Source organism: Pleomorphomonas carboxyditropha (assembly GCF_002770725.1).
Lineage (GTDB): Bacteria > Pseudomonadota > Alphaproteobacteria > Rhizobiales > Pleomorphomonadaceae > Pleomorphomonas > Pleomorphomonas carboxyditropha.
Genome location: NZ_NQVN01000002.1, coordinates 259,782 through 285,133, shown reverse-complemented (window position 1 = coordinate 285,133; position 25,352 = coordinate 259,782). Strand labels below are relative to the sequence as shown.

The window sequence follows — 25,352 nt, the reverse complement described above, 5'->3', positions numbered from 1 at the left end:
ATGACCCTTCACGATTGCACGACCTGCTCTTCGGACGCCTGTGCCACGGAAATGCTCCGCATCGCGGACGAACAGAACATCGAGACGGCCTGGCATCGCCACGCCGCCCAGCAGCCGCAGTGCGGCTTCGGTTCGTCGGGGCTGTGCTGCCGCATCTGCATGAAGGGACCGTGCCGCATCGATCCGTTCGGCAACGGTCCGAGGTTCGGCATCTGCGGCGCCGACGCCGACACCATCGTCGCCCGCCACATGGTGCGCATGATGGCGGCCGGCGCCGCCTCGCACTCCGAGCACGGCCGGCACATCGCCCTCGCCCTGCGCCATCTCGCCGACGGCCACCTCGACGACTACGCCATCCGCGACGAGGCCAAGATGCTGGCGGTCGCCGCCCGGCTCGGCGTGGCGACGGACGGGCGGGCGCTGATGGACGTGGTGCGCGACGTCGCCGACCTGACGCTCGGCGATTTCCAGAACCAGGACGAGAAGAAGCCCTGCACCTGGCTGGCGGCGACGCTGCCGGAGAAGCGGCTGAAGAAGCTCGGCGATCTCGGCATCCTGCCGCACAACATCGACGCGACGGTGGCCCAGACCATGAGCCGCACCCATATCGGCTGCGACTCCGACCCGACCAACCTGGTGCTCGGCGGCCTGCGCGTCGCCCTGACCGATCTCGACGGCATGGTCCTGGCCACCGAGCTGTCGGACGCGCTGTTCGGCACGCCCAAGCCGGTCGCCACCAGCTCGAATCTCGGCGTCCTGAAGGTCGACGCGGTCAACGTCGCCGTCAACGGCCACAATCCGATCCTGTCGGACGTCATCTGCCAGGTTGCCGCCGATCTCGAGGCCGAGGCGATCGCGGCCGGCGCCACCGCCGGCATCAACATCGTCGGCGTCTGCTGCACCGGCAACGAGGTGATGATGCGCCACGGCATCCCGCTGGCGACCAACTATCTGTCCCAGGAACTGCCGATCCTCACCGGCGCGCTCGAGGCGATGGTCCTCGACGTGCAGTGCATCATGCCGTCGCTGCCCCGCATCGCCGAGTGCTTCCACACGGTGGTCGTCACCACCGATCCGCGCAACAAGATCAAGGGCGCCACCCACGTCGACTTCTCGGAGACCAAGGCGGTCGAGACGGCGAAGACGATCCTGCGCATGGCGATCGCCGCCTACGGCCGGCGCGACAAGAACCGGGTGAACATTCCCAAGCTGGCGCAGCGGACGATCGCCGGCTTTTCCACCGAGGCCATCGTCGCCGCGCTGACGGCCGTCGACGCCGCCGATCCGCTGAAGCCGGTGATCGACAATGTCGTCAACGGCAACATCCAGGGCATCGTGCTGTTCGGCGGCTGCAACAACACCAAGACGATGCAGGATGCCTCCTACTTCAGGATCGCCACGGAACTCGCCCGCCGCAACGTGCTGGTGCTGGCCACCGGCTGCGCCGCCGGCGCGCTGGCCAAATCCGGGCTGATGACGCCGGAAGCCACGGAAAAATACGCCGGCGAGGGACTGAAGGCCGTCTCGCGCGCCATCGGCGAGGCCGCGGGGCTCGGCGGCCCGCTGCCGCTGGTGCTGCACATGGGCTCCTGCGTCGACAACAGCCGGGCCGTCATCCTGGCGACGGCGCTCGCCAACAAGCTCGGCGTCGACCTCTCCGATCTGCCGGTCGTGGTATCGGCGCCCGAGGCCATGAGCGAAAAGGCGGTGGCGATCGGCACCTGGGCCGTCACCATCGGCTTCCCGACGCATCTCGGCACCGTGCCGCCGGTCGTCGGCTCCGAGACGGTGACCCGCCTGGTGACCGAAACGGCCAAGGAGCTGATCGGCGGCCACTTCATCGTCGAGACCGATCCGGCGATCGCGGCGGACAAGCTGTTCGCCGCCATCCAGGAAAGACGCCGGGGCCTCGGCCTCTGATATCGGCCGGCGGGCCCTCCCCGCCGGCGCCGCTCCAGGAACGAACCGACATGAAGATTGCAGTCACGGGAAAAGGCGGGGTGGGCAAGTCGACGGTCATCGGCATGCTCGCCCGCGCCCTTGCCGAAGGCGGCTGGAAGGTAATGGCGATCGACGCCGATCCCGACGCCAATCTCGGCGCGGCGATCGGCGTTCCCGCCGAGACCCTGGCCGGCATCACGCCGATTTCGCGCATGACGGCGCTGGCGCGCGAGCGCACCGGCGCATCGGAGACCGCCGGCACCCACTTCATCCTGAACCCCAGAGTGGACGACATTCCCGACGGCCTGTCGGTCGAGCACGCCGGCATCAAGCTCCTCACCATGGGAACGGTCGATCACGCCGGCGGCGGCTGCGTCTGCCCAGAACATACGCTGGTGCGGACGCTGCTGCGGCACGTGATGACGCGGCGGCGCGAGTGCGTGCTGATCGACATGGAAGCCGGCGTCGAGCACTTCGGCCGCGGCACGGTGGAAGCCGTCGACCTGCTCCTCGTCGTCGTCGAGCCGGGGCACCGCTCGTTCCAGACGGCGCGCCAGATCGAGGGGCTGGCGCGCGAGCTCGGCATCCGCCGCATCGCGCTGGTGGCCAACAAGATCGACAGCGAAACCGACGAACGTTTCGTGCGGACAGAGGCCGGCGATCTGCCATTGCTCGCCATGCTGCCGGCCGACCCGGTCATCCGCACGTCCGACCGGGCCGGGATCTGCTGCTGGGACATTTCCGGCGACATCCGGCAGCGGGGCCGCGATCTCGCCGCCACCATCATCGAGCATGTCGCGGACATCACCGGGAGAATGCCATGTGCCTCGTGAAACTCGCCTTCGACGAAGACGCCGCGGACCAGGGTCCGGTCACCGATATCGTCAACGTCGAGGTCGATAACGACGACATCACCGTGACGACGCTGTTCGGCGAGAGCCTCCGGTTCCGCAACCTTTGCATCCGGCGCGTCGATCTGGCCGGCGCGACCGTGCATCTCGGCAGGAGGGCGCAATCATGACCGCTCGGAAAACACCGGCCTCGACCGGCGACGACCGCCTCGGGATCTACCTGGCCCATTTCGCCGATCACCTCGAAGACCATCTTGAGGACCTGACGCAGCACCGCGTCCGGGAAACGGAATCCGCCGAGCTGACGCGGCTTCTCGACGAGGCTTCCGCCAGCATCGAGGCCTCGCGCCAGGCGATCGGGCACGTCCTCGCCCACCTCGGCGTCGAAACCGGCGCCGGACACGACCACGATCACGGCCACGATCACGGATCGCATCATCACCATCATGGCGACGGGACACATGCACGGGACTGATCGTGTTAGGATAGGTACGCGCCCGCCGGCGTTCCCAGCGCCGGTTCGGCAGGATTTGGCGGAGGATCCCCGGCATCGGCCCCCGGTCGGCGCCGGACATGCGACGATGGGAGGGAGCGGTGCCGCCAAGGTTTAGTATTGCCAATATTCTTGTCGGACCGCAGGGCGAGGAGTTCCTGCGCGGGTTCATCCATCGCTCCTATCCGAAGGGCAGCCTCATTTCATCGGGGGACATCGACGAGAACGGCATCCTCGTGGTGATGAGCGGCCGCCTGCGCATGTTCCTGATCAGCGAGGATCGCGAGCTCAGCCTGTTCTACTTCGGGCCGGGCGACATGTTCTGCCTGCATTCGGGCTGCCTCATCGAGGCGGCCGAGCCGTCCGAGCTCAAGTTCACCGACCTCGCGACCTTCGACAAGAAGCTGCGCGAGAACCCGCAGATCGCCTGGGCGCTGATTTCCATCCTCGGGCGGGCGCTGGCCTCCTTCCTGCGAACCATCGAAGACCTGATGTTCCACGACATCAAGCAGCGCATCGCCAACTACTTCATCGACCACGCCCACTCCAGCGGCCGCCCGTCGCCGAGCGGCGTCGAAGTGGAGATCCGGCTGAGCGTCGAGGATATAGCTAAATCGATTGGATCGTCCCGCCAGGCGACATCTACGGCGATCAACAGCCTGATCAAGGACGGCCTGCTCGTCCGCCAGGGGCGCGGAGTGTATGCCATCCCGGCGATCGAAAGGCTGCGTTCGTTCCGGTGACAAGAGGCGGCCGACGGCTTCGGGTCCTCGTCTCCTTGGTTGAAGCTGATGCGGGTTTTACCGAGAGGGAGATAGCCAAAGCCTCCAGCCTTCCTCTCTCCCTCACCGCCCGTGCCCGGGCTGGCTAGAATTTCCGCAAGCGGCAACATCAAGAAGTTGAGAGGCGTCCTTGGCGCCCTCGGCCTGCGTGCATTGCGCGGAAATGCGCCAAATGCATAGCTGTCCCCCGCCTATTTTTGAATCATTTTAGTTTCAATGTACATTGTTTCTGTTAACTAGATCCTAACTTCTTCCCCCGGCGCGGGGCGGATCGTGATATTGGAATCATTCGAAACGCACGCGTCACTTGTGGGTCGGTGCTATGAAAATTGTTGAGCCGGAATATCCGGGTGGCCGCTCGAACGAGGCCAGCCTTGCCGAAGACTTGCGTATCCTGGCGCGAGCCTTCTCATCTCGCTGGCGGCTGATAGCGGGCATTGCCTTCCTGTTCGTTGTTGCAGGATTTGCCGTCGTCTGGCTCTCTCCCAAGACCTACACGTCCAGCGTTTCCATCTTCATCGATCCACGCGAACGCGGCCTCGTCGATCTCGGCGTGGCGCCGACCGGCATGGGCTCGTCGTCGCAGGGCGCCGACGGCGCGCTGGTCGACAGCCAGATGGCCATTCTCACGTCCCGCTCGGTTCTGGGCGAACTGGTCGAGCGGGAGCGGCTCGACACCGATCCGACCTTTAATCCCGTGGCGTCCGGTCCGCTGGCCGATCTGCGCGGTCTGGTCGCCGCCGCCCTTTACGGAACGGATCGCGACAGCGCCGCCGAGGTGTCCCCCTTCGACCGGGCGCTGGCCGGCTTGCAGAAAGCCGTGGCCGTGAAGCGGGTCGACAACACCTATGTTCTCGACATCTCGGTGGCCACCGGTTCGCCGGCGCGCTCCGCCGCGCTCGCCAACGCCCTGGCCGACATCTATCTCAGCAACGGGCAAAGCGCCGTCGACAATAGCGCCCGCGAATCCGCGGCCAGTCTGGAGGCTCGTCTCGCCGAGCTCGGCAAGGTCGCCGAGCAGTCGCAGCGGGCCGTCGAAGACTACCGCCGCGAGAACGGCCTGCTCGATACCGACGGCGTTCCGTTGGCCGAGCGGCAGGTGGTCGAACTGAGCAGCCAGCTTGTCAGCGCCTCGGTGGCGGTGGAAGCCGCCAAGGCCACGCTGGAAACATTGCGTGACAACGGTGTCGGTGCCTTTGCCTCGGAGACGGCGAGCCAGCTCCGCATGCAGATCGGACAGGCGCGGGCCGAGGAGAACATGCTTTCCGACACCTACGGCCCCCGGCATCCGCGGCTTGTCCGCGCGCAGGAGCAGCGCAAGGCCCTCGAAAACACGCTGAATGCCGAGCTTGCCCGCGTGCTTGCCAAGGCGGAGGCCGATTACAAGTCCGCCGTCGGGCAGCGGACCGCCTTGCAAGCCATCTTCGCCAAGTCGCAGGACAGCCTCGCCCAGTCCAATGCCGCTTCGGTGAAGCTCAAGGAACTCGAGCAAACCGCCAAGCAAAATCGCGAGCTTTTCGACAGTTTCGCCGTCAAGGCCAAGCAGGCGCGCGAGCAGATCTCGCTGCCGACCACGACGGCGCGCATCATCTCGCCGGCCCGGCCGGCCATCAAGCCGAGCGCCCCCAAGGCCTTGTTGCTGCTCGCCGCCAGCGCCTTCCTCGGCTGTGTCGCCGGGTTCGGAACGGCCTGGCTTCTCTACCTCGTCTCCGGTCCGCCGAAAAGACGGCGACCGGTTCCCGTCCAGCCGTTCCGAAGGCGGCATCTCGCCGCCGCCGAATAACGTCTCCCGCTAGCCGCCAGCAAGATTGTACCCGACAAAATGCCTTCATTTCACCAGAAGACGGTCCTCGTCACCGGCGGGGCCGGATTCCTGGGCAGCCATCTCTGCGATCGTCTGCTCGGGGAAGGACACAAGGTTCTCAGCCTCGACAACTTTCACACCGGCAGCCGCCTGAACCACCTGCATCACGCGGACAATCCCGATTTCAGCCTGATCGAGGCGGACGTCGCCGATCCGCTCCCCCATCTGCAGGTCGACGAGATCTATCATCTCGCCTGTCCGGCCTCGCCGCCGCACTATCAGGAGAGCCCGGTTTCCACGCTGAGGACCTGTCTTCTCGGCGCGATCAACGTGCTCGATCTCGCGGTTCGAACCGGCGCCCGGGTGATGCTCGCCTCGACCAGCGAGGTCTATGGCGATCCGCTGGTCCATCCTCAGCCCGAGGGCTACTTCGGCAACGTCAACTCCTTCGGCGAGCGCGCCTGCTACGACGAGGGCAAGCGGGCGGCCGAGGCGCTGTTCCACGCCTATGCGGGAGAGAAGGGCGCCGACATCCGCATCGTCCGCATCTTCAACACCTACGGCCCGCGCATGCAGCCGGACGACGGCCGCGTCGTCTCCAACTTCGTCGTGGAGGCGTTGCAGGACCAGCCGATCACCATCTATGGCGATGGATCGCAGACGCGCTCCTTCTGCTACGTCGACGACCTGATCGAGGGCTTCGTCCGCCTCATGGCGAGCGACGTCCGGACGCCCGTCAATCTCGGCAACCCCGGCGAATTCACCATGACCGAGCTCGCCGCCCTGGTGGTTGCCATGACCGGCTCCCGATCGCCCATCTCCTATCTGCCCTTGCCGGCCGACGATCCGCGCCGCCGCCAGCCGGACATCTCCAAGGCCGAGCGCCTGCTCGGCTGGAAACCGACCGTCTCGCTGGAGGCGGGCCTTGGTCCGACCATTGCCCACTTCCGGAAGGCCGTCGTGCCGTCGACTGCCTCGGCCTCGCTGCCGGACGACTTGCCGCCCTTTTCCGTTGCCGCCGAATAATGCTCCTGCTCGATCGCCGATCCCTGCTTACCGCCTGTGCCGGCCTGCCGCTGGCCGGACCGCTGTCGGCTGCGGCGCGGTCGGCCGGGCTGGGCGAGCTCGCCGCCCGATCCGGGCGCTATTTCGGTTCGGCGGTGACGCATCTCGATGTTAGCGACGCTGGCGATCACGTCCGCCTCTTCGACGCGGAGTGTTCGGTCTGGGTGCCGGCCTGGGAAATGAAATGGGGCGCGCTCGTTGCCAAGCTGGGCGCGGCGCCCGACTATCGGACGACCGATGCGATCGTCGCCGCCGCCGCGCGGCGCGGCAAGCGGCTGCGCGGCCATACGCTGGTTTGGCACGAGCATCTGCCGGCCGGCGCCGAGGGCTTGTCGAGCCAGGCCGATTGGCAGCGCTTCGTCGCCCCGCATATCGCGGCGGTGACCGGGCGGTATCGCGATGCGATCTTTGAGTGGGACGTGGTCAACGAGGCCATCGAGCCCTATGACGGCGGCGCCGATCTCATGCGCCGCACGCCATTCTACGCCATGCTCGGTCCGGACTATGTCGCCGAGGCCTTCCGTCTCGCCGCCGACGCGACGCCGGCGGCGCGCCTCTATCTCAACGACGATCATCTTTATTACGCCGAGGATTGGCAGGAGCGCCGGCGCACCGGCGTGCTCCGCCTTCTCGAGCGCTTGGTCGGCGCCGGCGTGCCCGTTCACGGCTTCGGCATGCAGGGCCACCTCGACACCCGCCTTCGCTTCGACGAAGGCATTTTCCGCCGCTTCCTGGCGCGCCTCGAGGATCTGGGCCTGACGATCGCCATCACCGAGCTCGACGTTACCGAAGCCCCTGATGCCGGCGGCCGAAGCCGGCAAGATCGTTTCCGTGGCCCTCGACAGTCCGGCGCTGACAGGTGTCGTGACCTGGGGGCTTGCCGACGCCGACAGCTGGCTGCGCCGGCGGTCGCCCGACATGGCCGACAATCAGGGCCTTCCCTTCGACGACGCCTATCGGCCGACGCCGATGCGCGACACGCTCGCCTCGCTTTTCGCCTCGTCCCGGACTCCGCACCCCACATGACCGATTTCATCGACGACACCACCTCGCTCACCGTGCTCGGCCAGCCGGCGGCCGTCCGCTCCTGGCTGAAACGCGCCTTCGATATTCTCGGGGCGGGTGCCGGCCTGGTGCTGCTATCGCCGCTGCTCGCCCTCGTCGCCCTGTTGATCCGGCTCGACAGTCCCGGCCCGGTGCTGTTTCCGCAGGAACGCTACGGCCTCGGCGGCCGCACCTTCCGCATCTACAAGTTCCGCACCATGACGGCGGCGGCGAGCCGGGAGGTCTTCCGCCAGGCCACGGTGGGCGACGTCCGCATTACCCGCCTCGGCGGCATCCTGCGGCGAACCAGCATCGACGAGCTGCCGCAGCTCTTCAATGTTCTGGCCGGCGACATGTCGCTGATCGGCCCGCGTCCACATCCGCTGGCGCTCGACGAGCACTATCGCCACGTCATTGCCGGCTACATGGATCGCTATGCCGTCCGGCCGGGCATGAGCGGCCTCGCCCAGGTGAGCGGCCACCGCGGACCGACGCCGACCGACGAATCCATGGCGGCCCGCGTCGCGCAGGATCTCCGCTACATCGCGACGTGGTCTTTTGCCGCCGATCTTCGTATCCTCGTCGCGACGGTCCTGCCCTGGTGGTCGCCGTGGAAATCGGAGGCGCGCGGTGGCGGTTGACGGCGGCGGATCCCGGTTCGAACTGATCGTCGGCGTGCACGACCTCTCCGAGCAGCCGGACGCGCGGGATGACGAGCTGAAATCCTGGGTGCCGTTTTCAGTGGCGGAACCGCTCCTCCGCACGCTTCTCGCCATGAGCCGGCGGACCGGAGCGCGGCTTCGCGTCACCAGCGACGACGCCTTCCGCTCCGACATCGAGCTGCTCGCTCCCTGGCTCGCGCGAAACGGGGTCGCCGGGATCTTCTTCGTGCCGACCAGCGTCCTCGGCCGGCCCGGCCGTCTCGCAGCCGCCGATCTCCGCGCCCTTGCCGGCCTCGGCATGAAGATCGGCGTCCATGGCGTCGATCATCTCGACTGGACGGCGATATCCGAGCGCCAGTTCCTCGACGACGTCGGCGAAGGCCGCGCCGCGCTCGAGGCGATTCTCGGCCGGCCGGTCGATATCGTGGCGCCGCCCTTCGGCCGCTTCAACATCCACATCCTCCATCGCCTGTTCGCGATGGGCTTTCGGGAGGTGCATACCAGTCGTCCCGGCCTTGCGCTGGCGTCGGCGGCGATCAAGCCGCGCAATATGCTGAAGCCGGGCAACGTGTCCGCCGTGCTCGCCGTCGGCGGCCGCCGGGGCGGCTGGCGGGATGTTGCCCGTTGCCGTCTGCGCCCGCTGTCGACCCGCCTTCGAACGCTGGCCGGTGTGCCATGACGCGGGCCGTTGTTCTTTCGCTGATCGACCAGGCACTGAACAGCGCCTTCAGCCTGCTGCTCAACCTGGCGTTCATCGCCTTCGCGACGCCGGACGAATTCGGCCGCTTCGCCTTCCTCCTGGCCGGCAGCTTCTTTGCCGTCTCGGCGCAGAATGCGCTGATCGTCATGCCGCTCAACTACCTGCTGCCGGGCCGCGAGCCGAAGGAAGCCGACGCGACGCTGTCGATGCTAACCTCGGCCAATCTGGTGCTGACTTTTCTGGTGCTGCCGGCGAGTCTCGGCCTTGCCGCCGTCATTGGCGCCGACGCCTGGCTGTCGCTCGCCACCGCCGGTTATTTCCTGACGATCATGGTTCGCGAGTACGCGCGCAACCTCATGGTGGTCAAGGGGCGGATCCACCGTACGCTGGTCTACGATGTCATCGCGCTCGGATCGGCGGCCCTGCTCGCCGTCGCCTTCTGGGAGGTGCTGCCGCCGGCGGCAGCCGTTCTCGCCGCCCTGTCCGCCGGCAATTGCCTTTCCTTTCTGGTGTGCCGCTTCGATCTCAAGGCCGATTTCCGCCGGCTGCCGGCTCACCTGTCCGCCTACAAGCGCGTCTGGAAAGACACCCGCTGGGCGCTGCAGGGGGCGCTTCAGAACGAAGTCATGGCGCGCAGTCACGTCTTCCTGGTGGAGAGGATGCGCGACGCGGCGTCGCTCGGCATGCTCAACGCCGGACGGGTCGGCGTCTCGCCGCTGCTGCTGGTCGGCACCGCCTGGTGCCGGGTCGCCCGCCCCAGGATGGTGGAGGAGCTGAGGCACGGCGAGGTCGCGGCGGTGCTGCGGCTGTTCCGGTCGGGCGCGACGATCGTCGCCGGTGCGGCGATCCTCTACGGCCTTTTTCTCCTCCTGGCCTGGCCTTACATTGATGCCTATGCCTTCCGCGATCGCTACGGCGACATGGCCGGCAATCTTTTGTGCTGGTGGCTCTATGCCCTGGTGGCCGGTCAGACGTCGGTGATGGCCGCCCTGATGGAAGCGCGCCGCCAGTTTCGCGCCCTGGCCTTCGTCGGCTTCGTCGGCGCGATCGTCGTGCCGCTGCTGGTAGTCGCGCTGCTGTCCCTGGGGCTCGATGCCTCGGCCGCCGTGCTCGGACTTGCCGGTGTTTCGCTGCTCGAATGCCTGACCTTCGGCGTGCTGACGTTCCGCGATCTCAGGCCGCGGGATGCCGGCGAGGGGCGGGAGGGCGGCATTCCATGAGCGAGACGATCGCCCACCGCATCGGATACGGCTATCGGCGCCGGCTCGCCACGCTGCTGCCGGCCATCGATCTCGCCTATTTCATGCTGGTCTGGCCGCTGGTCTACGCCCGCTACTACGTGCCGGCCGACCTTTCCACCGGCCCGATAATGGAGGCGCAGCCGGGCCTTCTCAACCGGCTGTTCTTTCCCGGCATGGCCGCCCTCTCGGTGATCCTGCTCATTGCCGAGCGTCACCGGATCGGCCGCTTCCAACTGTTCGGCTCTTGCCTGCTGATCGCCTTCTTCGGCTATCTCGGCCTTACCGCGGCCTGGGCGCTCGCCCCGGCAATGACGCTGACCCGGCTGTCGCTTTATATCTTGCTGCTGATCGGCCTCGTTCCGGCGCTGTTGCTGGCCGACAGGATGGACGACATTCTGAGACCCATGTTCTGGGTGACGGCGGTCGCCGTCGCCGTGAACGTCGCCTCGATCGCCGTCGTGCATACGACGTCGATCGGCTTTCCCGGCATCTACTCGCACAAGAACACGCTGGGCGCCAATGCCGCCATTGCCGGCCTGTTCGCCATCTACGCATTGACGCGCGCCGACCATCGCGTGCGCGTGGCGGGTTTCCTGTGCCTGCCGGCCGTCGTCGGCCTACTGCTGATAAGTCAGTCCAAGACCTCGCTGGGCATGATGGTGCTGGCGCCGGCAACCGCCTTGTTTGCCGCCGGGGTCCGCCGCCGCCTCAGAATAGCGCTGCCGATCCTGATGGTCGTCCTGACCATACCCGCGGCATTTCTGCTGGGCGGCGGCGTGCCCGGCTTCGACTATCGCGACGTGTCGCTGCTGGTGAGCGGAGACCCCACCTTCACCGGCCGCACCGAAATCTGGAAGTTCACGGCGGCCCATATCGCCGAACGCCCGCTGACCGGCTGGGGCTTCCAGTCGTTCTGGGGCATCGGGCCGGCATCGCCGGCGGCGCGGATGACCGACACCTTCATCGCCCGGACGCCGCATTCCCACAACGGCTACCTCGACATGGCGCTCGAAGGCGGCATGATCGCCCTGTCGCTCTTCCTGATGATCGTTCTGATGATCGCCTGGTGGATCGACCGCCTGGTCGACCGGGATGCCGGCGCCGGCATCCTTATGACGTCATGTCTTCTCTATACCCTGTGGCAGAACCTGCTCGAGACCGACTGGCTGCATGGCATGACGACGTCGAACGTTCTCCTGATGCTGATGATGCTGTCGGCCGTGACGATACGGCAGGGAAGAGCGCTGACATGATCTCCATCCTGATCGCCAGCATGGGCCGGCCCTTCCTGCTGTCGACGCTCGAAAGCGTCGCCGGGGCGCGCATTCCCGAGGGCGAGAGCGTCGAGATCGTCATCGCCGACGACAGCCCGGACAACGCGGTGGCGCGGCTTCTCGCCGGCCGCGACTTCGGATTGCCGGTGCGTATCGTGGCGGTCGGGGCCGGCAACGTCTCGCATGCCCGCAACGCCTGCCTCGACGCGGCGGCGGGCGACTGGCTGATCTTTGTCGACGACGACGAAACGGTCGAACCGGGCTGGCTCGAGGGCCATCTTTCCGCTGCCTCGGACTTTGCCGCCGACGCGGTGTTCGGGCCGGTGTTCCCGCGCTATCCGGAGGGCACGCCGGCCTGGTTCGTCGCCGCCGATCCGCTGTTCCAGGACTGGAATTGGGACGACGACGGCCGCCCGAACCCGCACGGCCGCACCGGCAACACGCTGATCCGCCGCGCAGCGCTCGGCGGCCTGCGCTTCGATCCGGCTTTCGGCCGGTCGGGCGGCGAAGACCACGACTTCTTCCTGCGCTTCGCCGCCGCCGGCGGCCGCATGGTGGTAACCAACCGGGCGCGCGCCCATGAGGATATCCCCCCGGCGCGCGCCACCCCGGCCTATGCGTTGCGCCGCGCCGTCCGGGGCGGCCAGATCTATGCCGAGACCCGCCTCAGGGACGGCGGCAAGGCCGCGGCGCTTCTCTTCGCCGTCGACGCGGCGCTCAAGCTTGCGATCGGCGCCGCTCTCTGGCTGCTGCTCAGGCCGTTCGATCGGCCGCGGGCGTTCCGTTGCGGCAAGCGCGCCGCCATCAATTTGGGCAAGCTCAAGGGCGTCGTCGGCTCGCGGCCGATGGCGGCATGGGGATGAGCCACGCGGCGGCCATTGGCGAGGGGGCAGCGGAGGGAAATCGCCGGCCGCTGATCCTGCACCTCTCCTCCGACTATCTCGATCCCATTCGGCCGCCGCCGATCACCGATGCCGTGGTGCGGCTCGTCGACCGCATGACCGACCATCCGCAGATCGTCGTGTCGTTGCAGCGCGTCATCGATCCGCGCCGGATCGCCTGGCGCGACTTCGGGGATTTCGAGGGGCGGCGGCTGATCGTCTACCGCTATTTTGCGCCCCCCTTCGGCATCGGCATGGCGGCCTGTCAGTTCGTTGTGGCGCGGCGGATCGGCCGCTTTCTCGCCGCCGAAGGGCTTCGGCCCGATATCGTGCACAGTCACCGCTTCACCTTCGAGGGGATTGCCGGCTGGCTGCTCGCCCGCCGCTTCCGGGCGGCTCTGTTCTGCTCGATGCGCGGCGAGGTGGAGCGCAAGGTATTCCGTTCTAAGCCGACCTATAGGCCGCTGTTCCGCCGCATCGCCCGCGATGCCGCCCGCATCTTCCACGTCTCGGCCTGGTACCGCCGGGACTTCGAGCGCCACACCGGCGTCGACCGGCAAAAGACCGATTTCCTGCCCAACATCGTCTTCAATCCCACGCCGTCCATCGCGCCGGTCGCGCCGCGGCCGGTGATCGTATCGCCGATGTCGCTGCGCGCCATCGACAAGAAGGGCCTGCCGGAACTGATCGCCGCCTTTGCCGGAGCTGGCGACCGGCTTGCCGGCGTCAGCCTCGAAGTGATCGGCGAGGGCCCCGGGGAGGCGGTCGCCCGCATACGGTCGCTGATTGCCGCCCATGGTCTCGAAGGCCGCGTGCTGCTCCGCGATTTCATGCCGCACGCGGCGCTGCTCGACCATCTCCGCGGCGCGCTCGCCATGGCGCTGCCCTCGCATCAGGAGACGTTCGGCATGGTCTATCCGGAGGCGCTGTTCGCCGGCACGCCGATCCTTCACACGCTGGGCTCGGGCATCGACGGCTATCTCGACGGTCTCGACGTCGGCGTCGGCGTCCGGCCGGGCAACGTATCGGACATCGCCGCCGGTCTCGTGAGGCTCGTCGAGGACAACGCCGCCTATCGCGCGAGGATCGCCGCCGCCGCCGGCATTCTCTACGATCGCCTCGCCCCGGAACGGACGATCGCCCGCTACCGGGCGGCCGTGGCCGAAGCGGTTAGCCGGAACGGCGTTGCCTCAGATAGATGAGGAACACCTTGGGACCGTCGACGAGATAGCGGCGCCACAGGCGGCGCGGCTCGGACATGAGCCGGTGCAGCCATTCGAGGCCGAGCCGCTGCCAGCCGTCCGGGGCGCGCGGCAGCGTGCCGCTCAGGAAATCGACGGCGGCGCCGACGCAGAGGATTACGCCGCCCCTGTCCCGCCGGGCCGCCCGCACGTCGGCGGCGTAGAGCTCCTGCTTGGGAAACGACAGGCAGGACAACAGGATCTGCCAATCGGCCTCGGCCGCCGCCGTGACGGCCGCCTGCCAGTCCGGCGTGCCCGGCGCCAGTCTTGCCGGCGTATCGATCAGGCGGAACTGCCAGTCGGGAAAACGGGCGGCCATCGCCTCGGCCTGCGCCGGCGTCGGACCGGCCATGGCGATGACGAGGTCGCGGTTGCCCGGCGCCGCCAGCACGTCGGCCAGCCGGTCGGTGCCGGTGCGCGGCGTCAGCGCAAGGCCGCTCCAGCGGCCGAGGCGGCCGAGCACCTTGCTGTCGCACAGGAAGAGATCGGCCGAGCGGTAGACGGCGACCGTCTCCGGCGGCAGTTGCCGGTCGAGCGCCACCACGTGGTGGACGTTGGGCGTCACCAGCATGGTGGTCCGTCGCCCGCGCGCCGCATCGACGATCAGGCGGACGATGTCGTCGATCGGGCCGGTGCTGAAGGCAATGCCGAGGAAGCGATGAAGGTCGGTCACGGCCGTTCCCCGTTGCAAAGGTGCTCGGCGAGGCGCACCGCGAAGGCGGCGATGCTGAGCGTCGGGTTGCACTGGCCGGACGTCGGGAAGACCGCCGAGCTCGCCACGTAGAGATTGTCGATGCCGAAGCAGCGCAGGTTCCCGTCGACGACGCCGTCCTCCGGCCGCGCCGCCATGCGCGCCGTGCCGAGCTGGTGCGTGCCATGGGCGGCGAGGCCGAGAATGGCGTCGACCGTCTCCTCCGGAGCCTGCCGGTATTCGAGACGGCCGACGCCGGTGCGCGTCAGCCAGCCGGCAAGATGCTCGTGAGCGCGCCACACGGCCTCGGCGTCGGCGCGGGCAAAGCGGTAGTCGATCCGCAGCTTCGGCACGCCCAGCCGGTCGAAGTCGTCCGTCAGCGTAACGCGGCTGTCGGGCTGCGGGCTCTGCTCGGCGTGATAGGACAGGCCGTAGCGCCGTCCGGCGTTGCGCACGAAGAAGCCGGGCATCGGCGGCCGGGCGACGTAGCGCCGATAGAGGAAGGTCGTCAGGCTGAGGGCGGCCCGCGGCAGGTCGCGAACGATATTGACGACATGCGGCCAGACGGCGAGGTCGTCGGGTATGTGCCTCTTCCGGATCGCCTCGGCGATGACCAGCCGGCCGATCGGCTTCAGGGCGAAGGCGAAGCAGACCATCGACAACAGGCCGCTCCGGTGACGCGGATCGGCGACCGGCGGCACCACCGGCCAGAAGGAGACGTTGAGCAGGCGATGCTGGCGCTGCGCCGCGTCCGACGGGATCAGCCGCCGACGGACGTAGGAGCCGTGCTCGTCGCGGTAGAAGTCGTAGGCGGCATCCATGGCGTCGGAGCCGAAGGTAATGTCGGCCACCTCGCCGATCACATGGCCCATGTAATAGCGGCCGAGCGGCCCGTCGTTGCCGCCGAACAGCGTCGGATGCTTGTTCTGGAGAACCAGGAGCTGGCGGGTGCTTTCGAGGCCGCCGGCCGCCAGCACGACGGTCTTCACCGGCAACAGGCGCCGCGTGCCCTCGCGGTCGGCCACCGTCAGGCCGGCGATGCGGCCGTTGTCGTAGGTCATGTCGACGACGGTGGCGTTGAGGCGGACGTCGATCAGCGTCGAGCGCTCGATTTCCGCCGCGTGCGCCGTCTGGACGGCGGCGACGCGCGAGAAGCGTTCGAGCCGCGTATAGTCGACGCCGTCGTCGTCGATGTCGACGCCGGCAATGGGCGCCCGAAACACGTTGGCGCCGGCCGTGAGATAATCGACCGCCTTGTCGTAATAGGGCAGGATGTCGGCAAGGCGGATCGGCCAGGCCGCGTCGACGAGACCGGGCCTCTCCTCGAAGTCGATGGCGTCGAACGGCTGGCAGCGCACCGCCCAGAGGTTGGAGGTGCCGCCGAGTTGCCGGGCGACGGCGATCGACATGTCGTCGTGCCGCTGGGGATCGACGATATCGGCGTCCGACAGCGCCTGCTGCAGGCGGTCGGAACGCTTGGAGCCCGATTCCAGCACCAGGACCCGCTTGCCGCGCCGCGCCGCCTCGAGCGCCAGCACGAGGCCGGCCGGGCCGGATCCAATGACGCAGATGTCGTGATCGCCGATCGGTGACGCGGTAAAGGAGGCTGAGATCAAGGATTGTCCCCTGTTTTGCTCAAGCTATCGGCAGCCGGATGGATGCCGTCAAGGGGCGGACAGGATTCTCTCGGCGAGCCGCGCCGCCGCCGCGTCGGGCGGCTCGGCGGCAAGCCGCAGGTTGTCGGCGAGATGGTTGCCCGAGAACATCGAGGAGAGCACCACGCCGTCCGGATTGACGACGAAGGCCCGCCGCATCAGGAGCGCCGTCGCGACCGTCTCCGGCGATCCGCCATAGCCGGCGGCGGCGGCTTCGGCGGCCAGCGTGGGCGCCGATTTGAGCTTGCGTATCATCCTGTCGCGCGCGCCGCCGACGCCGAATACCGAATGGGTGACGAAGCCGGCCGGCCGGTCGAGGGCCTGGCGCAACGCCGGCAACTGCCGGCCGTCCGGATCGTCGGCGAGCTGGAAAAAGGTGAAGAGCGGCAGGGCCGCCGCCGTGAGCGCCGCGTCGAGCGAGCCGGCCATCGATATGTGGCGGGCGTCGCCGCGCGCCAGGACCCGCTCGAGGGCGCGAAGAACGTCGTCGCGATCGAGGTCGGCCGGATCGGGATCGTGCAGGGCAAAGACGTCGAGGCGGTCGGTGCCGAGCCGCCTGAGCGACGATGCCAGCGAAGCCTCGATGAAATCGCCGCTGAGCGCCACCCGCCGGTTGCGCGTCGCCTTGATCGAGCGGAACCGCCGCGACAGGCCGCGCGCCACCGACACCAGCGGCCGCCCGAGATCGTAGGCGAGGCGCATCAGGCCGTTGTGCCTGGGCGGAGCGAGGCCGACCTTCGAGCAGAGGAACAGACTGTCGCGGTGGGCGGCAACGAAGGGCGCCAGGATGTCTTCCGCCCGGCCGGCCCCGTAGGAGGGAGCGACGTCATACCAGGTGACGCCGCCTTCGAGGGCGGCTTCCAGCATCCGCCGCCCTTGCGCGGCGGAGACGCGCGAACCGAGCGAGGCGCAGCCCAGGCCGATCGGCGATGTCTCGATGTCCGTACCGGGAATAACGATCGTCCGCACCGCTTGACTCTCCAATTGGGACTGCCGCCGGGGCACACCCGCCTCAATCCTTTTTCCGACCTTTGCGTGTCTCGTCGCTAGCCTCGGCAATGGTCTTCATGCGCGCGCGCAGGGCGATCTTCAAGCGCCAGAGCAGGTAATAGGCGTGGCCGGCGAGCGTTTTGGGAAACAGCGCGTCATGGAGGCCGATTTCCTCGCAGCCGAAGCGCCGCTTGTAAACCATGTCGCCGATGGAAAGATCGAAGTACTCATAGCCGGCGGCGCGGAAATATTCGATGCTTTCGGAGAAAAGCTGCAGTCCCGGCGAATAGGGCTTCCATTGGCCGAGCTTCGAAGCGGGCAGCGTCGCCAAGGCCCGGCGCCCGTCGGAAATGCCGAACAGGTAGGCGATCGGCTCGCCGTCGGCCGTCAGCTTGGAGAGCCAGCCCCGGCACGCGCCGCCCTCGCCGCGCAGAAGACCCAGATAGAGGGCCGACCAGTCATTCTCCTCGAGAATGTTGGCGCGTTCCTTCTCCTCGGTGGCGGCAATTCTCAGTTCACGAAAGGCGGCGATATCGGTTTCGTCGATCGCTCCACCCATGGCGATGGAGAAATCCCGCCGGTGCGTCTGGGCCAGCTTCTGCGTGGCGCGGCGGAGATTGCCGCGGAAGTTGGCAGGGCGGGCGGCGACAACGTCGTCGGCGCTCCGCGCGGCGAGCTTCAGCGCCCAGGCCGACAGCCGGAGGCGGCCAGCATTGGGGAGGCCGATCAGAGGGTTGGGCGTCTCTCCGTACCGATCCGGCACCCGGTTGCAATAGAGAAGGTCGACGCCGGGAACCGCGGCGAGCACCGCCTTGATCACCCCCGGCAGATCATCGGCGGCGAGTGAGGCGTCGAGGATCGGCGCGCAATAGTCGATCGGCCGGGCATCGGTATGCAGCCAGCGCAATCCGTGCCGGCGCGATCGCATCATCGGAAAGAGAGCGACCGGACGACCGTCCCACGACCGCACCAGCGCCACCACGGGCGCGGCGAGATGGTTGGCCGTCAGCGCACGAAAGACAAGCCGCATGAAGCCGTGGCTCTGGAACGGCGTGGCGTTGTCCCGACCGGCGAGGGCCGACCACTCGGCCTCGAGATGATCGACGTTCTCATGGATCTCGACGAGCCAGTTGCCCCTTGAACGCACCATTCCCGTCTCGGTCCACGCATCGATGGCGCCACTATAGCTATGTTCGGCGATATCCGGAATGGAAAAGCCGGCCGTCATGTTCACCGCAAACACCGGCGCCCCCACCGGCCACGATCGATCGCCGGTCGGCCAAGCCTGAAAGGTTTGGCGGATGAGATCCCGGCTTTGCCTGGATGTGATGGCAATTGGTCTACCCATGAAGGAGGATCGACGAAGTTTCTTGACATCGGCAATGGATCGACGGCTTGATGGAACAGGTATGAACAGGTTCATTGAACAAGGCTGGGACGTGGGTGACATCAGGTGAATGACGATCTGAAACCTGGCGCCCCGAAGCCGGAGCAAATCGCCAGCGTGCTGGAACGGGAGATCCGGTCGGGCAAACTGGGCTTCGGGGAGCGCCTTCAGAGCGAGGCCGAGCTGGTGAGGCGGTTTTCCGTCAGCCGCAACACTTTGCGCAAGGGATTGGAGACGCTCAACAACCGGGGCCTGATCACCACCCGGGTGGGGATCGGTTCCTTCGTGACCTTCAACGGCAAGACGATCGACGACGCCGTCGGCTGGGCGCGCGCGCTGGCCAACGTCGGCGCCGAGACGACGATGCGCGTGCTCCGCATCGAGGTGCTCGAGGATGCCGCCCTCGCCGAGCTGATCGGCACCGACAAGGGAACCTTCATCGCCGTCGATCGCCTGCGCTGTCTCGCCGCCGATGCGCGGCCGATCTCGCTGGAGCGCAGCCGTCTGCCGCTGCTCGCCGAGCTCGAAAGCGTGCCACTGCGCGGATTGAAGGGCGGCTCGCTCAGGCAGACGCTGCACGAGGCGGGCCTGCATGCGGCCAGCGGCGAGGAATGGGCGGACATCGAAATGCTCGGCGCCGACGACGCGGCGCTGTTGCAATGCCCGCCGGCCACGGCGTTCCTGCGGACGCGCCGCCTCAGCCGCGACATCGACGGGCGGCCGATCGAATATGTCGTCAGCCTCCTCAATCCCGATTATTTCGCGCTGCGCCTGGAGTTCTGAGAAAATGCCGGCATCGATTTCCGTCATGAAGGACAGGGCGCTGGCGGCGCTGGTGGGCGGAGCGCTCGGCGATGCCATGGGCATGCCGACCCAGCTTCTGTCGCCCGGGCAGATCTCGGCCCGTTTCGGCCGTGTCGAGACATTCGTCGCCCCGAGCGACGACCACCCCGTCTCCCGCGGGCTGGAAGCGGGAACCGTCACCGACGACACCGAGCAGACGCTGCTTCTCGGCATGGTCCTGCTCCAATCCGACGGGAAATTCGATCACCATCGCTGGATCGAAGCCCTGGTCGCCTGGGAGAACGACATCCGGGCGCGCGGCGGCTACGACCTGCTCGGTCCCTCGACCAAGCGGGCGATCGAGGCCATCAGGAGCGGGCTTTCGCCTGAGGAAGCCGGTCGTTACGGCGACACCAACGGCGCCGCCATGCGCATCGCGCCGGCCGGCATCATGGTGCCGCCGTCGGCGCGGCTGATCCACACCGTCGCCGAAACCTGCCGCGCCACGCACAACACGTCGATCGCCATCGCCGCCGCGGCGGCAGTCGCCACCGTGGTCAGCCACGGCGTCGACGGCCTATCCTGGCGCGATGCCACCAGCAAGGCGATCGACGCGGCGAAGGCGGCCGAGACCGAAGGCGCCTGGGTGGCCGGCGCCCGCCTCTCGTCGCGCATCGCCTGGGCGCTCGACATGGCGGATCGCGCCGGGACCGCCACCGACATCCGCTCGTTGTTCGATCTCCTGGGCACCAGCGTCGCCTCGCAGGAATCGGTGCCCGCCGCCTTCGCCACGCTGGCGCTCGCCGACGGCGATGTCTGGGCCGCCGCCCAACTGGCGGCCAATCTCGGCGGCGACACCGATACCATCGGGGCGATCGCCGGCACGATGGCCGGCGCCTGCTCGGGCATGGCGCATCTGCCCCGGGAAAAGATCGCCCGGCTGAAGGGCTTCGACATCGAGGCGGCGCGGGACATGGCAGAAAAGCTGGTCGACATCCGCGTTGCGGCCGAAAATAGCGGAGGAGGCTGAGATGGCCGAGCCGCGCCTCCTGCATTTCGGCAGCGCCGTCGTCGACTTCGTCTATCGCCTCACGCGGCTGCCGAAGCCCGGCGACGATATCATCGCTTCGAGTTTCCAGGTCTCGCCCGGCGGCGGCTACAACATGATGGTCGCGGCGCGGCGCAGCGGATTGAGCACCGCCTACGCCGGCCTGATCGGCGACGGCATGGCCGGCGCCGTTCTCGACAAGGCTTTCCGGGAAGAAGGCATCGACCGCCTTCAGCCGCCGCTCCACGGCGAAGACAGCGGCGTCTGCATCGTCCTGGTCACCGACGACGCCGAGCGGACCTTCGTCTCGCGACCGGGCGCCGAGTGCCGGCTGACCTCGGCCGCGCTGTCGTCGCTGGCGACCACCGGCGACGACTGGTTCTTCACCTCGGGCTATACGCTGGCCTATCCGGAATGCCGGCACGAGCAGGCCCGCTTCATCGCCTCGCTCCCCGCCGGCTCGCCGTTCGTGTTCGATCCGACGGGCATCGTGGCGAGCATCCCGCCGCCGATCCTGGCGCAGGCGCTGTCCCGCGCCGACTGGCTGAGCTGCAATCGCGGCGAGGCCGAGGTCATCGCCGGCCGCGGGTCCTGCCCGGAGATGGCGGCGCGCCTCCTGGAGGTCCACTGCCCCATGGCGAAAGGGGTGGTCATCCGGGACGGAGCGGAAGGCGCCTGGCTGGCCTGCCGCGGCGAAGCGCCGGTCTTCGTGCCCGCCTTCGCGGTGCGGACGGTCGACACCAATGGCGCCGGCGATTGCCACGTCGGCGCCTTCGTGGCGGCCCTGGCCACCGGCCTCGCTCCGCATCAGGCCGTCTGCTACGCCAACGCGGCGGCGGCCCTCTCGACGGAATGCCGCGGCGGCGCCACGGCCCCGACGCGGCAGCAGGTTGACCAATTCCTGAAGCGTGCCGGGAGGAAATGAGTCGGACAACGACGCTGCACGCAGAACACGAAGGAGGAACATGCCATGACAGGGATTTCCAAGCTGGCGCTGTTGGCCGCTGCGGTGATGATCGCGCAGCAAGCCGTTGCCGCCGAGGTTCATGTGCTGAACTGGAAGGGATACGGCGCGGACGAGCCCTGGGCCGTCGCCGCTTTCGAGAAGGCGACCGGCAACAAGGTCGTCAACGACTTCTTCAACTCCGAGCAGGAGATGCTCACCAAGCTGCGGACCAATCCCGGGCTCTACGACGTCGTCATGATCAACGCCGCCTTCAACGATCAGGCGACGACCGAAGGGTTGATCCAGCCGATCGACGTATCCGGGATCGCCAACTACAAGGACCTCGGTCCGGAGAAAGCGCAGTCGCCGTTGCTCAATCACGACGGCAAGATCTACGGCGTGCCCTGGGTGTGGGGCCTGACGTCGATCGCCGTCAACGACAAGGCGTTCGACAAGACGCCGACCTCGATCCAGGTGATGTGGGACGAGGCCCACAAGGGACGGGTGGTGCTGCGCGACGACGCGCTGGAGGCCATCCAGTTCGGCGCCATCGCCACCGGCCAGGATATCAACGACATCAAGGATATGGAGGTGGTCAAGGCCAAGCTCGCGTCCCTGATGCCGCAGATCAGGACCTTCTGGGGTGCCGAGAACGACTGGAACCAGATGGTCGCCGCCAACCAGATCGACGTCGGCACCTACTGGAGCGGCTCGGCGGGGCGGGCCAAGAAGAACTTCAAGCTGCCGGTGACCTTCGTCGTGCCGGAAGAAGGCGCCGTGGGCTGGCTGGATGCGTTCTCGATCCCCGCGGGGTCCAAGAACGTCGATGGCGCGCTCGCCTTCATCGACTACATGATCGACCCCGCCTTCTACGTCGAATGGGACAACAAGGTCGGCGCGCCGGTTTCGGCCAACGTCAAGGCGGTCGCCGAACTGCCGGCTGATGCCTTCAACCGCGCGGTGATGGGCGATCCCGAGGTCGCCAGCCGCATCCGGTTCCAGGCGCCGGTTTCGGATGCCGACCGCGAGAGATACCTGCAGATCTGGCAGGAACTCAAGGTCAACGTGCAGTGACATCGGCCGGCGGGAGAGAGAGATGAACGGCAATTCCACGCTCGCTGCCCATCGGTCGCAAGGCATGAAAGCCGCGCAACTGCTCTTTCCCGCCTACCTCTGGCTCGTCCTGGCGGTCTTCCTGCCGCTGTCGGCCATGGTGTTCTTCAGCTTCGTGACGGAGATGCCGTTCACCGGCAAGCCCTGGTCGATGACGGTCGCCAACTATGCCGCCTTCTTCACGACCGGCATCTACGCCAAGCTGCTCCTGTCGTCGCTGCGCCTGGCGTTCGAGGTGACCTTTTGGTGCGTCGTCCTCGGCTTTCCCGCCGCCTATGTGCTGGCCAAGGTCCTGAAGGGCCGCAGCCGGGAGGCGATCTTTCTCCTGGTCATCCTGCCGTTCTGGAGCAACGGCCTGGTGCGTGTCTTCTCCTGGGCGATGGTGCTGCGCAGCGGCGGCATCCTCGACACGCTGCTCAACGCCGTCCTGCCGTTCAAGGTCGACATCGACCTCATCTATTCCTATCCCGCGGTGATCATCGGGCTCGTCCACTCCTACGTCCCCTACATCGTGCTCACCTGCTATCTCAGCCTGCAGGCGATCGACGACAGCGTCATCGAGGCGGCGCGCTCGCTGGGCGCCTCGCGCTTCACGGTGCTGCGCCGGCTGATCATTCCGCTGTCGCTGCCGGGCATCGTGGCCGGAGCCGTGCTGGTCTTCGTTCCGGTGATCGGCTCGTTCATGGAACCGCGCATCCTCGGCGGCCGCACCGGCACCTTTTACGGAACGGTCATCGAGGACCAGTTCGTGGCCGTGTTCAACTGGCCGCTCGGCGCGGCGCTGTCCTTCATTCTGCTGGCCGTGGTGCTGTTCATCCTCGCCGCCGCCTCGCCCGTCATGAGGAGGAGCGCATGAGCCCGCTGACCCGCCTGCTCGAGGTCGTGGGAAGGCTGTTCGTCGGCTTGCTGCTCGCCTTCCTCTACCTGCCGATCGTCATCATGGGGTTGATGTCGTTCAACGCCTCCCCGTTCTACATGCTGCCGATCGAATGGTCGACGACCTGGTACGTCCAGCTCGCCGGCAATGCCCAGCTCGTCGACGCGTCCCTCTACAGCCTCAAGATCGCGCTGGCCACCGCGCTGATCGCGACGACGCTCGGAACGGCGGCCTCGCTCGCCCTGTTCCGCTACGAGTTCAAGGGCAAGAAGATCCTCCAGGCGCTGCTGCTGCCGCCGATCGCCATTCCCTGGCTGATCACCGGCACGGCCATGCTGGTGTTCTTCTTCGGCGTCGGCATCGGCCGGGGGCTGCATGCCCTCATCCTCGGCCACGTGGCGCTGGCGCTTCCCTACGTCATCATCGTCAACAACGCCCGGCTGAAGACCTTCGCCCCCGAGCTCGAGGAGGCGGCGCGTTCGCTCGGCGCCAATCAATGGCAGGTCACCCGCCGGGTCACCCTGCCCTGGATCGCCCCGAGCGTGGTCGCCGGTGCGCTGTTCGCCTTCGCCGTGTCCTTCGATCAGTTCGTGGTCTCCTATTTTCTGGCGACGCCCGGCCAGACCACCCTGCCGGTCGAGATCTACGCCGCCATCCGCAAGGGGTTCACGCCGGAGATCAACGCGGTTTCGACGATCATCATCGTGTTGTCGATGGCTTTGATGCTGTTCACGGCGCGCTTCTACAAGTTCGGAGGAAACGACTGATGGCCAGCGTCGAAGTCAGGAACCTGTCGCGGAGCTTCGGGACCTTCAAGGCGCTCGACGACGTTTCGATCAGCTTCGAGGATGGCGGCTTCTATGCCCTGCTCGGCCCGTCGGGCAGCGGCAAGACCACGCTGCTGCGGCTGATCGCCGGCTTCGGCTATCCCGACCAGGGCCACATCGCCATCGGCGGCGAGAGCGTCGAGCGCGTTCCCCTCGAAAAGCGCAACATCGGCATGGTGTTCCAGAGCTATGCCCTGTTCCCCAACATGAACGTGTTCGACAACATCGCCTTCGGGCTCGACGTGCGCGGCGTGCCGCGCGAGGACGCGGCCAGAGAGGTCCGCCGCGCCCTCGAACTCGTTCAGCTCTCCGAGCTGGAGACTCGCCGGCCGCACCAGTTGTCCGGCGGGCAGCGCCAGCGCGTCGCCCTGGCCCGCGCCATCGTCATCAATCCGCGCGTCCTGCTGCTCGACGAGCCGCTCGGCGCCCTCGACAAGGCGCTGCGCCTCGATATGCAGGTGGAGCTGAAGCGCATCCAGCGCGAAGTCGGCATCACCACCATCTTCGTCACCCACGATCAGGAAGAGGCGCTCACCATGAGCGACCGCATCGGCATCCTTCGGGCCGGGCAGTTGGTCGAGGAAGGCGCGCCCGAGGACATCTATCGGCGCCCGAAGACGCGCTTCGCGGCGACTTTCCTCGGCGAAGCCAACATCTTCGAGGGCATCTGGACCGACGGCCGGCTCAGGCTCGCCGACGGCACCCTGCTCGAGACCGCGCCCGGCGCCGGCCGGGGAGCCACCGGCGAGCCCGGCTGCTGCCTGATCCGCCCCGAGCAGGTGAGGATCGCCGGCGAAAACGACGGCGGCACGGGAAACCGGCTCGAAGGCCGGATCACGCGGCGGCTGTTCGCCGGCAACTGGACGACGGTGTTCGTCGACTACCAGGGCAAGACGATCCGCGTCGGTCAGGCCAACACCGATTTCCTGAAGCTGGAAGACGGAAGCAAGGTGACCCTGGCCTTCTCGGGCAGCAACACGATTCCGTTGCAGTCATGACGACCCGCTTTCGTTTTTCCAACGGGCTTGAGGTCGCCTACCAGAACGGCGGCGTACC

The 25,352-nt window shown here is 67.5% G+C and carries 24 protein-coding genes; 20 read left to right on the top strand and 4 right to left on the bottom strand.

Annotated features, from left to right (window positions below):
- The 13 genes from cooS to CJ014_RS05730 all read left to right on the top strand — a co-directional run bounded on the left by cooS (position 1) and on the right by CJ014_RS05730 (position 13,940).
- Positions 1-1,920 carry an anaerobic carbon-monoxide dehydrogenase catalytic subunit gene (cooS, locus tag CJ014_RS05790; protein WP_100079582.1) on the top strand — a complete coding sequence of 640 codons (1,920 nt, stop codon included), beginning with the start codon at positions 1-3 and terminating at the stop codon, positions 1,918-1,920.
- A gap of 50 nt (positions 1,921-1,970) precedes the next feature.
- Positions 1,971-2,774, top strand: a complete 804-nt coding sequence (locus CJ014_RS05785) for an ATP-binding protein (RefSeq protein ID WP_100079581.1) — start codon at positions 1,971-1,973, stop codon at positions 2,772-2,774.
- Positions 2,762-2,962, top strand: a complete 201-nt coding sequence (locus CJ014_RS05780; RefSeq protein WP_100079580.1) for a CooT family nickel-binding protein — start codon at positions 2,762-2,764, stop codon at positions 2,960-2,962. Before CJ014_RS05785 ends, CJ014_RS05780 begins: the two co-directional genes overlap by 13 nt.
- Positions 2,959-3,267: a hypothetical protein gene (locus CJ014_RS05775; RefSeq protein ID WP_100079579.1), complete on the top strand. Its 309-nt coding sequence runs from the start codon at positions 2,959-2,961 to the stop codon at positions 3,265-3,267. Before CJ014_RS05780 ends, CJ014_RS05775 begins: the two co-directional genes overlap by 4 nt.
- Positions 3,268-3,386: 119 nt before the next feature.
- A complete protein-coding gene (locus CJ014_RS05770; RefSeq protein ID WP_100079578.1) occupies positions 3,387-4,028 on the top strand; it encodes a Crp/Fnr family transcriptional regulator in 642 nt (213 codons plus the stop codon).
- A gap of 361 nt (positions 4,029-4,389) precedes the next feature.
- Complete coding sequence (locus CJ014_RS05765) at positions 4,390-5,850, top strand: GumC family protein (RefSeq protein ID WP_100079577.1); 1,461 nt, start codon at positions 4,390-4,392, stop codon at positions 5,848-5,850.
- A 39-nt stretch (positions 5,851-5,889) separates the two neighbouring features.
- Positions 5,890-6,897: a UDP-glucuronic acid decarboxylase family protein gene (locus CJ014_RS05760; protein ID WP_100079576.1), complete on the top strand. Its 1,008-nt coding sequence runs from the start codon at positions 5,890-5,892 to the stop codon at positions 6,895-6,897.
- Positions 6,897-8,621, top strand: a complete 1,725-nt coding sequence (locus CJ014_RS05755; RefSeq protein ID WP_100079575.1) for a sugar transferase — start codon at positions 6,897-6,899, stop codon at positions 8,619-8,621. Before CJ014_RS05760 ends, CJ014_RS05755 begins: the two co-directional genes overlap by 1 nt.
- A complete protein-coding gene (locus CJ014_RS05750; RefSeq protein ID WP_100079574.1) occupies positions 8,611-9,321 on the top strand; it encodes a polysaccharide deacetylase family protein in 711 nt (236 codons plus the stop codon). Before CJ014_RS05755 ends, CJ014_RS05750 begins: the two co-directional genes overlap by 11 nt.
- Entirely contained in the window at positions 9,318-10,562 is a 1,245-nt protein-coding gene (locus CJ014_RS05745; protein WP_100079573.1) for a lipopolysaccharide biosynthesis protein, read from the top strand. The genes CJ014_RS05750 and CJ014_RS05745 overlap by 4 nt, the downstream gene beginning before the upstream one ends.
- Positions 10,559-11,836, top strand: coding sequence for an O-antigen ligase family protein (locus CJ014_RS05740; protein ID WP_165790761.1), 1,278 nt, complete (start codon positions 10,559-10,561; stop codon positions 11,834-11,836). The genes CJ014_RS05745 and CJ014_RS05740 overlap by 4 nt, the downstream gene beginning before the upstream one ends.
- Complete coding sequence (locus CJ014_RS05735) at positions 11,833-12,720, top strand: glycosyltransferase family 2 protein (protein WP_165790760.1); 888 nt, start codon at positions 11,833-11,835, stop codon at positions 12,718-12,720. The genes CJ014_RS05740 and CJ014_RS05735 overlap by 4 nt, the downstream gene beginning before the upstream one ends.
- The gene (locus CJ014_RS05730) at positions 12,711-13,940 is read left to right on the top strand and encodes a glycosyltransferase (RefSeq protein ID WP_100079570.1); all 1,230 of its coding nucleotides are present in this window, start codon (positions 12,711-12,713) and stop codon (positions 13,938-13,940) included. The genes CJ014_RS05735 and CJ014_RS05730 overlap by 10 nt, the downstream gene beginning before the upstream one ends.
- Here CJ014_RS05730 and CJ014_RS05725 read toward each other — a convergent pair.
- The 4 genes from CJ014_RS05725 to CJ014_RS05710 are packed head-to-tail and all read right to left on the bottom strand — an operon-like array spanning position 13,909 to position 18,558.
- Positions 13,909-14,652: a WecB/TagA/CpsF family glycosyltransferase gene (locus tag CJ014_RS05725; RefSeq protein ID WP_100079569.1), complete on the bottom strand. Its 744-nt coding sequence runs from the start codon at positions 14,650-14,652 to the stop codon at positions 13,909-13,911. The genes CJ014_RS05730 and CJ014_RS05725 overlap by 32 nt on opposite strands.
- Positions 14,649-16,286 (bottom strand): FAD-dependent oxidoreductase, encoded by a 1,638-nt coding sequence (locus CJ014_RS05720; RefSeq protein ID WP_100079568.1) that lies wholly within the window; start codon positions 16,284-16,286, stop codon positions 14,649-14,651. The genes CJ014_RS05725 and CJ014_RS05720 overlap by 4 nt, the downstream gene beginning before the upstream one ends.
- A gap of 48 nt (positions 16,287-16,334) precedes the next feature.
- Positions 16,335-17,294: an aldo/keto reductase gene (locus tag CJ014_RS05715; RefSeq protein WP_165790759.1), complete on the bottom strand. Its 960-nt coding sequence runs from the start codon at positions 17,292-17,294 to the stop codon at positions 16,335-16,337.
- Positions 17,295-17,337: 43 nt separating this feature from the next.
- Positions 17,338-18,558, bottom strand: coding sequence for a GNAT family N-acetyltransferase (locus tag CJ014_RS05710; protein WP_165790758.1), 1,221 nt, complete (start codon positions 18,556-18,558; stop codon positions 17,338-17,340).
- A 210-nt stretch (positions 18,559-18,768) separates the two neighbouring features.
- Between CJ014_RS05710 and CJ014_RS05705 the strand changes: the two genes are divergently transcribed.
- From CJ014_RS05705 to CJ014_RS05675, 7 genes are read left to right on the top strand one after another with little or no spacing between them, the layout of a single operon-like run.
- Positions 18,769-19,485, top strand: coding sequence for a GntR family transcriptional regulator (locus CJ014_RS05705; RefSeq protein ID WP_100079565.1), 717 nt, complete (start codon positions 18,769-18,771; stop codon positions 19,483-19,485).
- Positions 19,486-19,489: 4 nt separating this feature from the next.
- Positions 19,490-20,515, top strand: a complete 1,026-nt coding sequence (locus CJ014_RS05700) for an ADP-ribosylglycohydrolase family protein (RefSeq protein ID WP_100079564.1) — start codon at positions 19,490-19,492, stop codon at positions 20,513-20,515.
- A gap of 1 nt (position 20,516) precedes the next feature.
- Entirely contained in the window at positions 20,517-21,458 is a 942-nt protein-coding gene (locus tag CJ014_RS05695; protein ID WP_100079563.1) for a PfkB family carbohydrate kinase, read from the top strand.
- Between the two features lie 45 nt (positions 21,459-21,503).
- Entirely contained in the window at positions 21,504-22,553 is a 1,050-nt protein-coding gene (locus tag CJ014_RS05690; RefSeq protein ID WP_100079562.1) for an ABC transporter substrate-binding protein, read from the top strand.
- A gap of 22 nt (positions 22,554-22,575) precedes the next feature.
- A complete protein-coding gene (locus CJ014_RS05685) occupies positions 22,576-23,448 on the top strand; it encodes an ABC transporter permease (protein WP_165790757.1) in 873 nt (290 codons plus the stop codon).
- The gene (locus CJ014_RS05680) at positions 23,445-24,236 is read left to right on the top strand and encodes an ABC transporter permease (protein ID WP_100079561.1); all 792 of its coding nucleotides are present in this window, start codon (positions 23,445-23,447) and stop codon (positions 24,234-24,236) included. Before CJ014_RS05685 ends, CJ014_RS05680 begins: the two co-directional genes overlap by 4 nt.
- Positions 24,236-25,294, top strand: a complete 1,059-nt coding sequence (locus CJ014_RS05675) for an ABC transporter ATP-binding protein (RefSeq protein ID WP_100079560.1) — start codon at positions 24,236-24,238, stop codon at positions 25,292-25,294. Before CJ014_RS05680 ends, CJ014_RS05675 begins: the two co-directional genes overlap by 1 nt.
- The last annotated feature ends 58 nt before the right edge of the window (positions 25,295-25,352 follow it).

Coding starts and splice junctions, on each gene's coding strand:
- cooS (WP_100079582.1), top strand. CDS start 1: ATGACCCTTCACGATTGCACGACCTGCTCTTCGGACGCCTGTGCCACG.
- CJ014_RS05785 (WP_100079581.1), top strand. CDS start 1,971: ATGAAGATTGCAGTCACGGGAAAAGGCGGGGTGGGCAAGTCGACGGTC.
- CJ014_RS05780 (WP_100079580.1), top strand. CDS start 2,762: ATGTGCCTCGTGAAACTCGCCTTCGACGAAGACGCCGCGGACCAGGGT.
- CJ014_RS05775 (WP_100079579.1), top strand. CDS start 2,959: ATGACCGCTCGGAAAACACCGGCCTCGACCGGCGACGACCGCCTCGGG.
- CJ014_RS05765 (WP_100079577.1), top strand. CDS start 4,390: ATGAAAATTGTTGAGCCGGAATATCCGGGTGGCCGCTCGAACGAGGCC.
- CJ014_RS05760 (WP_100079576.1), top strand. CDS start 5,890: ATGCCTTCATTTCACCAGAAGACGGTCCTCGTCACCGGCGGGGCCGGA.
- CJ014_RS05755 (WP_100079575.1), top strand. CDS start 6,897: ATGCTCCTGCTCGATCGCCGATCCCTGCTTACCGCCTGTGCCGGCCTG.
- CJ014_RS05745 (WP_100079573.1), top strand. CDS start 9,318: ATGACGCGGGCCGTTGTTCTTTCGCTGATCGACCAGGCACTGAACAGC.
- CJ014_RS05740 (WP_165790761.1), top strand. CDS start 10,559: ATGAGCGAGACGATCGCCCACCGCATCGGATACGGCTATCGGCGCCGG.
- CJ014_RS05735 (WP_165790760.1), top strand. CDS start 11,833: ATGATCTCCATCCTGATCGCCAGCATGGGCCGGCCCTTCCTGCTGTCG.
- CJ014_RS05730 (WP_100079570.1), top strand. CDS start 12,711: ATGGGGATGAGCCACGCGGCGGCCATTGGCGAGGGGGCAGCGGAGGGA.
- CJ014_RS05700 (WP_100079564.1), top strand. CDS start 19,490: ATGCCGGCATCGATTTCCGTCATGAAGGACAGGGCGCTGGCGGCGCTG.
- CJ014_RS05695 (WP_100079563.1), top strand. CDS start 20,517: ATGGCCGAGCCGCGCCTCCTGCATTTCGGCAGCGCCGTCGTCGACTTC.
- CJ014_RS05690 (WP_100079562.1), top strand. CDS start 21,504: ATGACAGGGATTTCCAAGCTGGCGCTGTTGGCCGCTGCGGTGATGATC.
- CJ014_RS05685 (WP_165790757.1), top strand. CDS start 22,576: ATGAACGGCAATTCCACGCTCGCTGCCCATCGGTCGCAAGGCATGAAA.
- CJ014_RS05680 (WP_100079561.1), top strand. CDS start 23,445: ATGAGCCCGCTGACCCGCCTGCTCGAGGTCGTGGGAAGGCTGTTCGTC.
- CJ014_RS05675 (WP_100079560.1), top strand. CDS start 24,236: ATGGCCAGCGTCGAAGTCAGGAACCTGTCGCGGAGCTTCGGGACCTTC.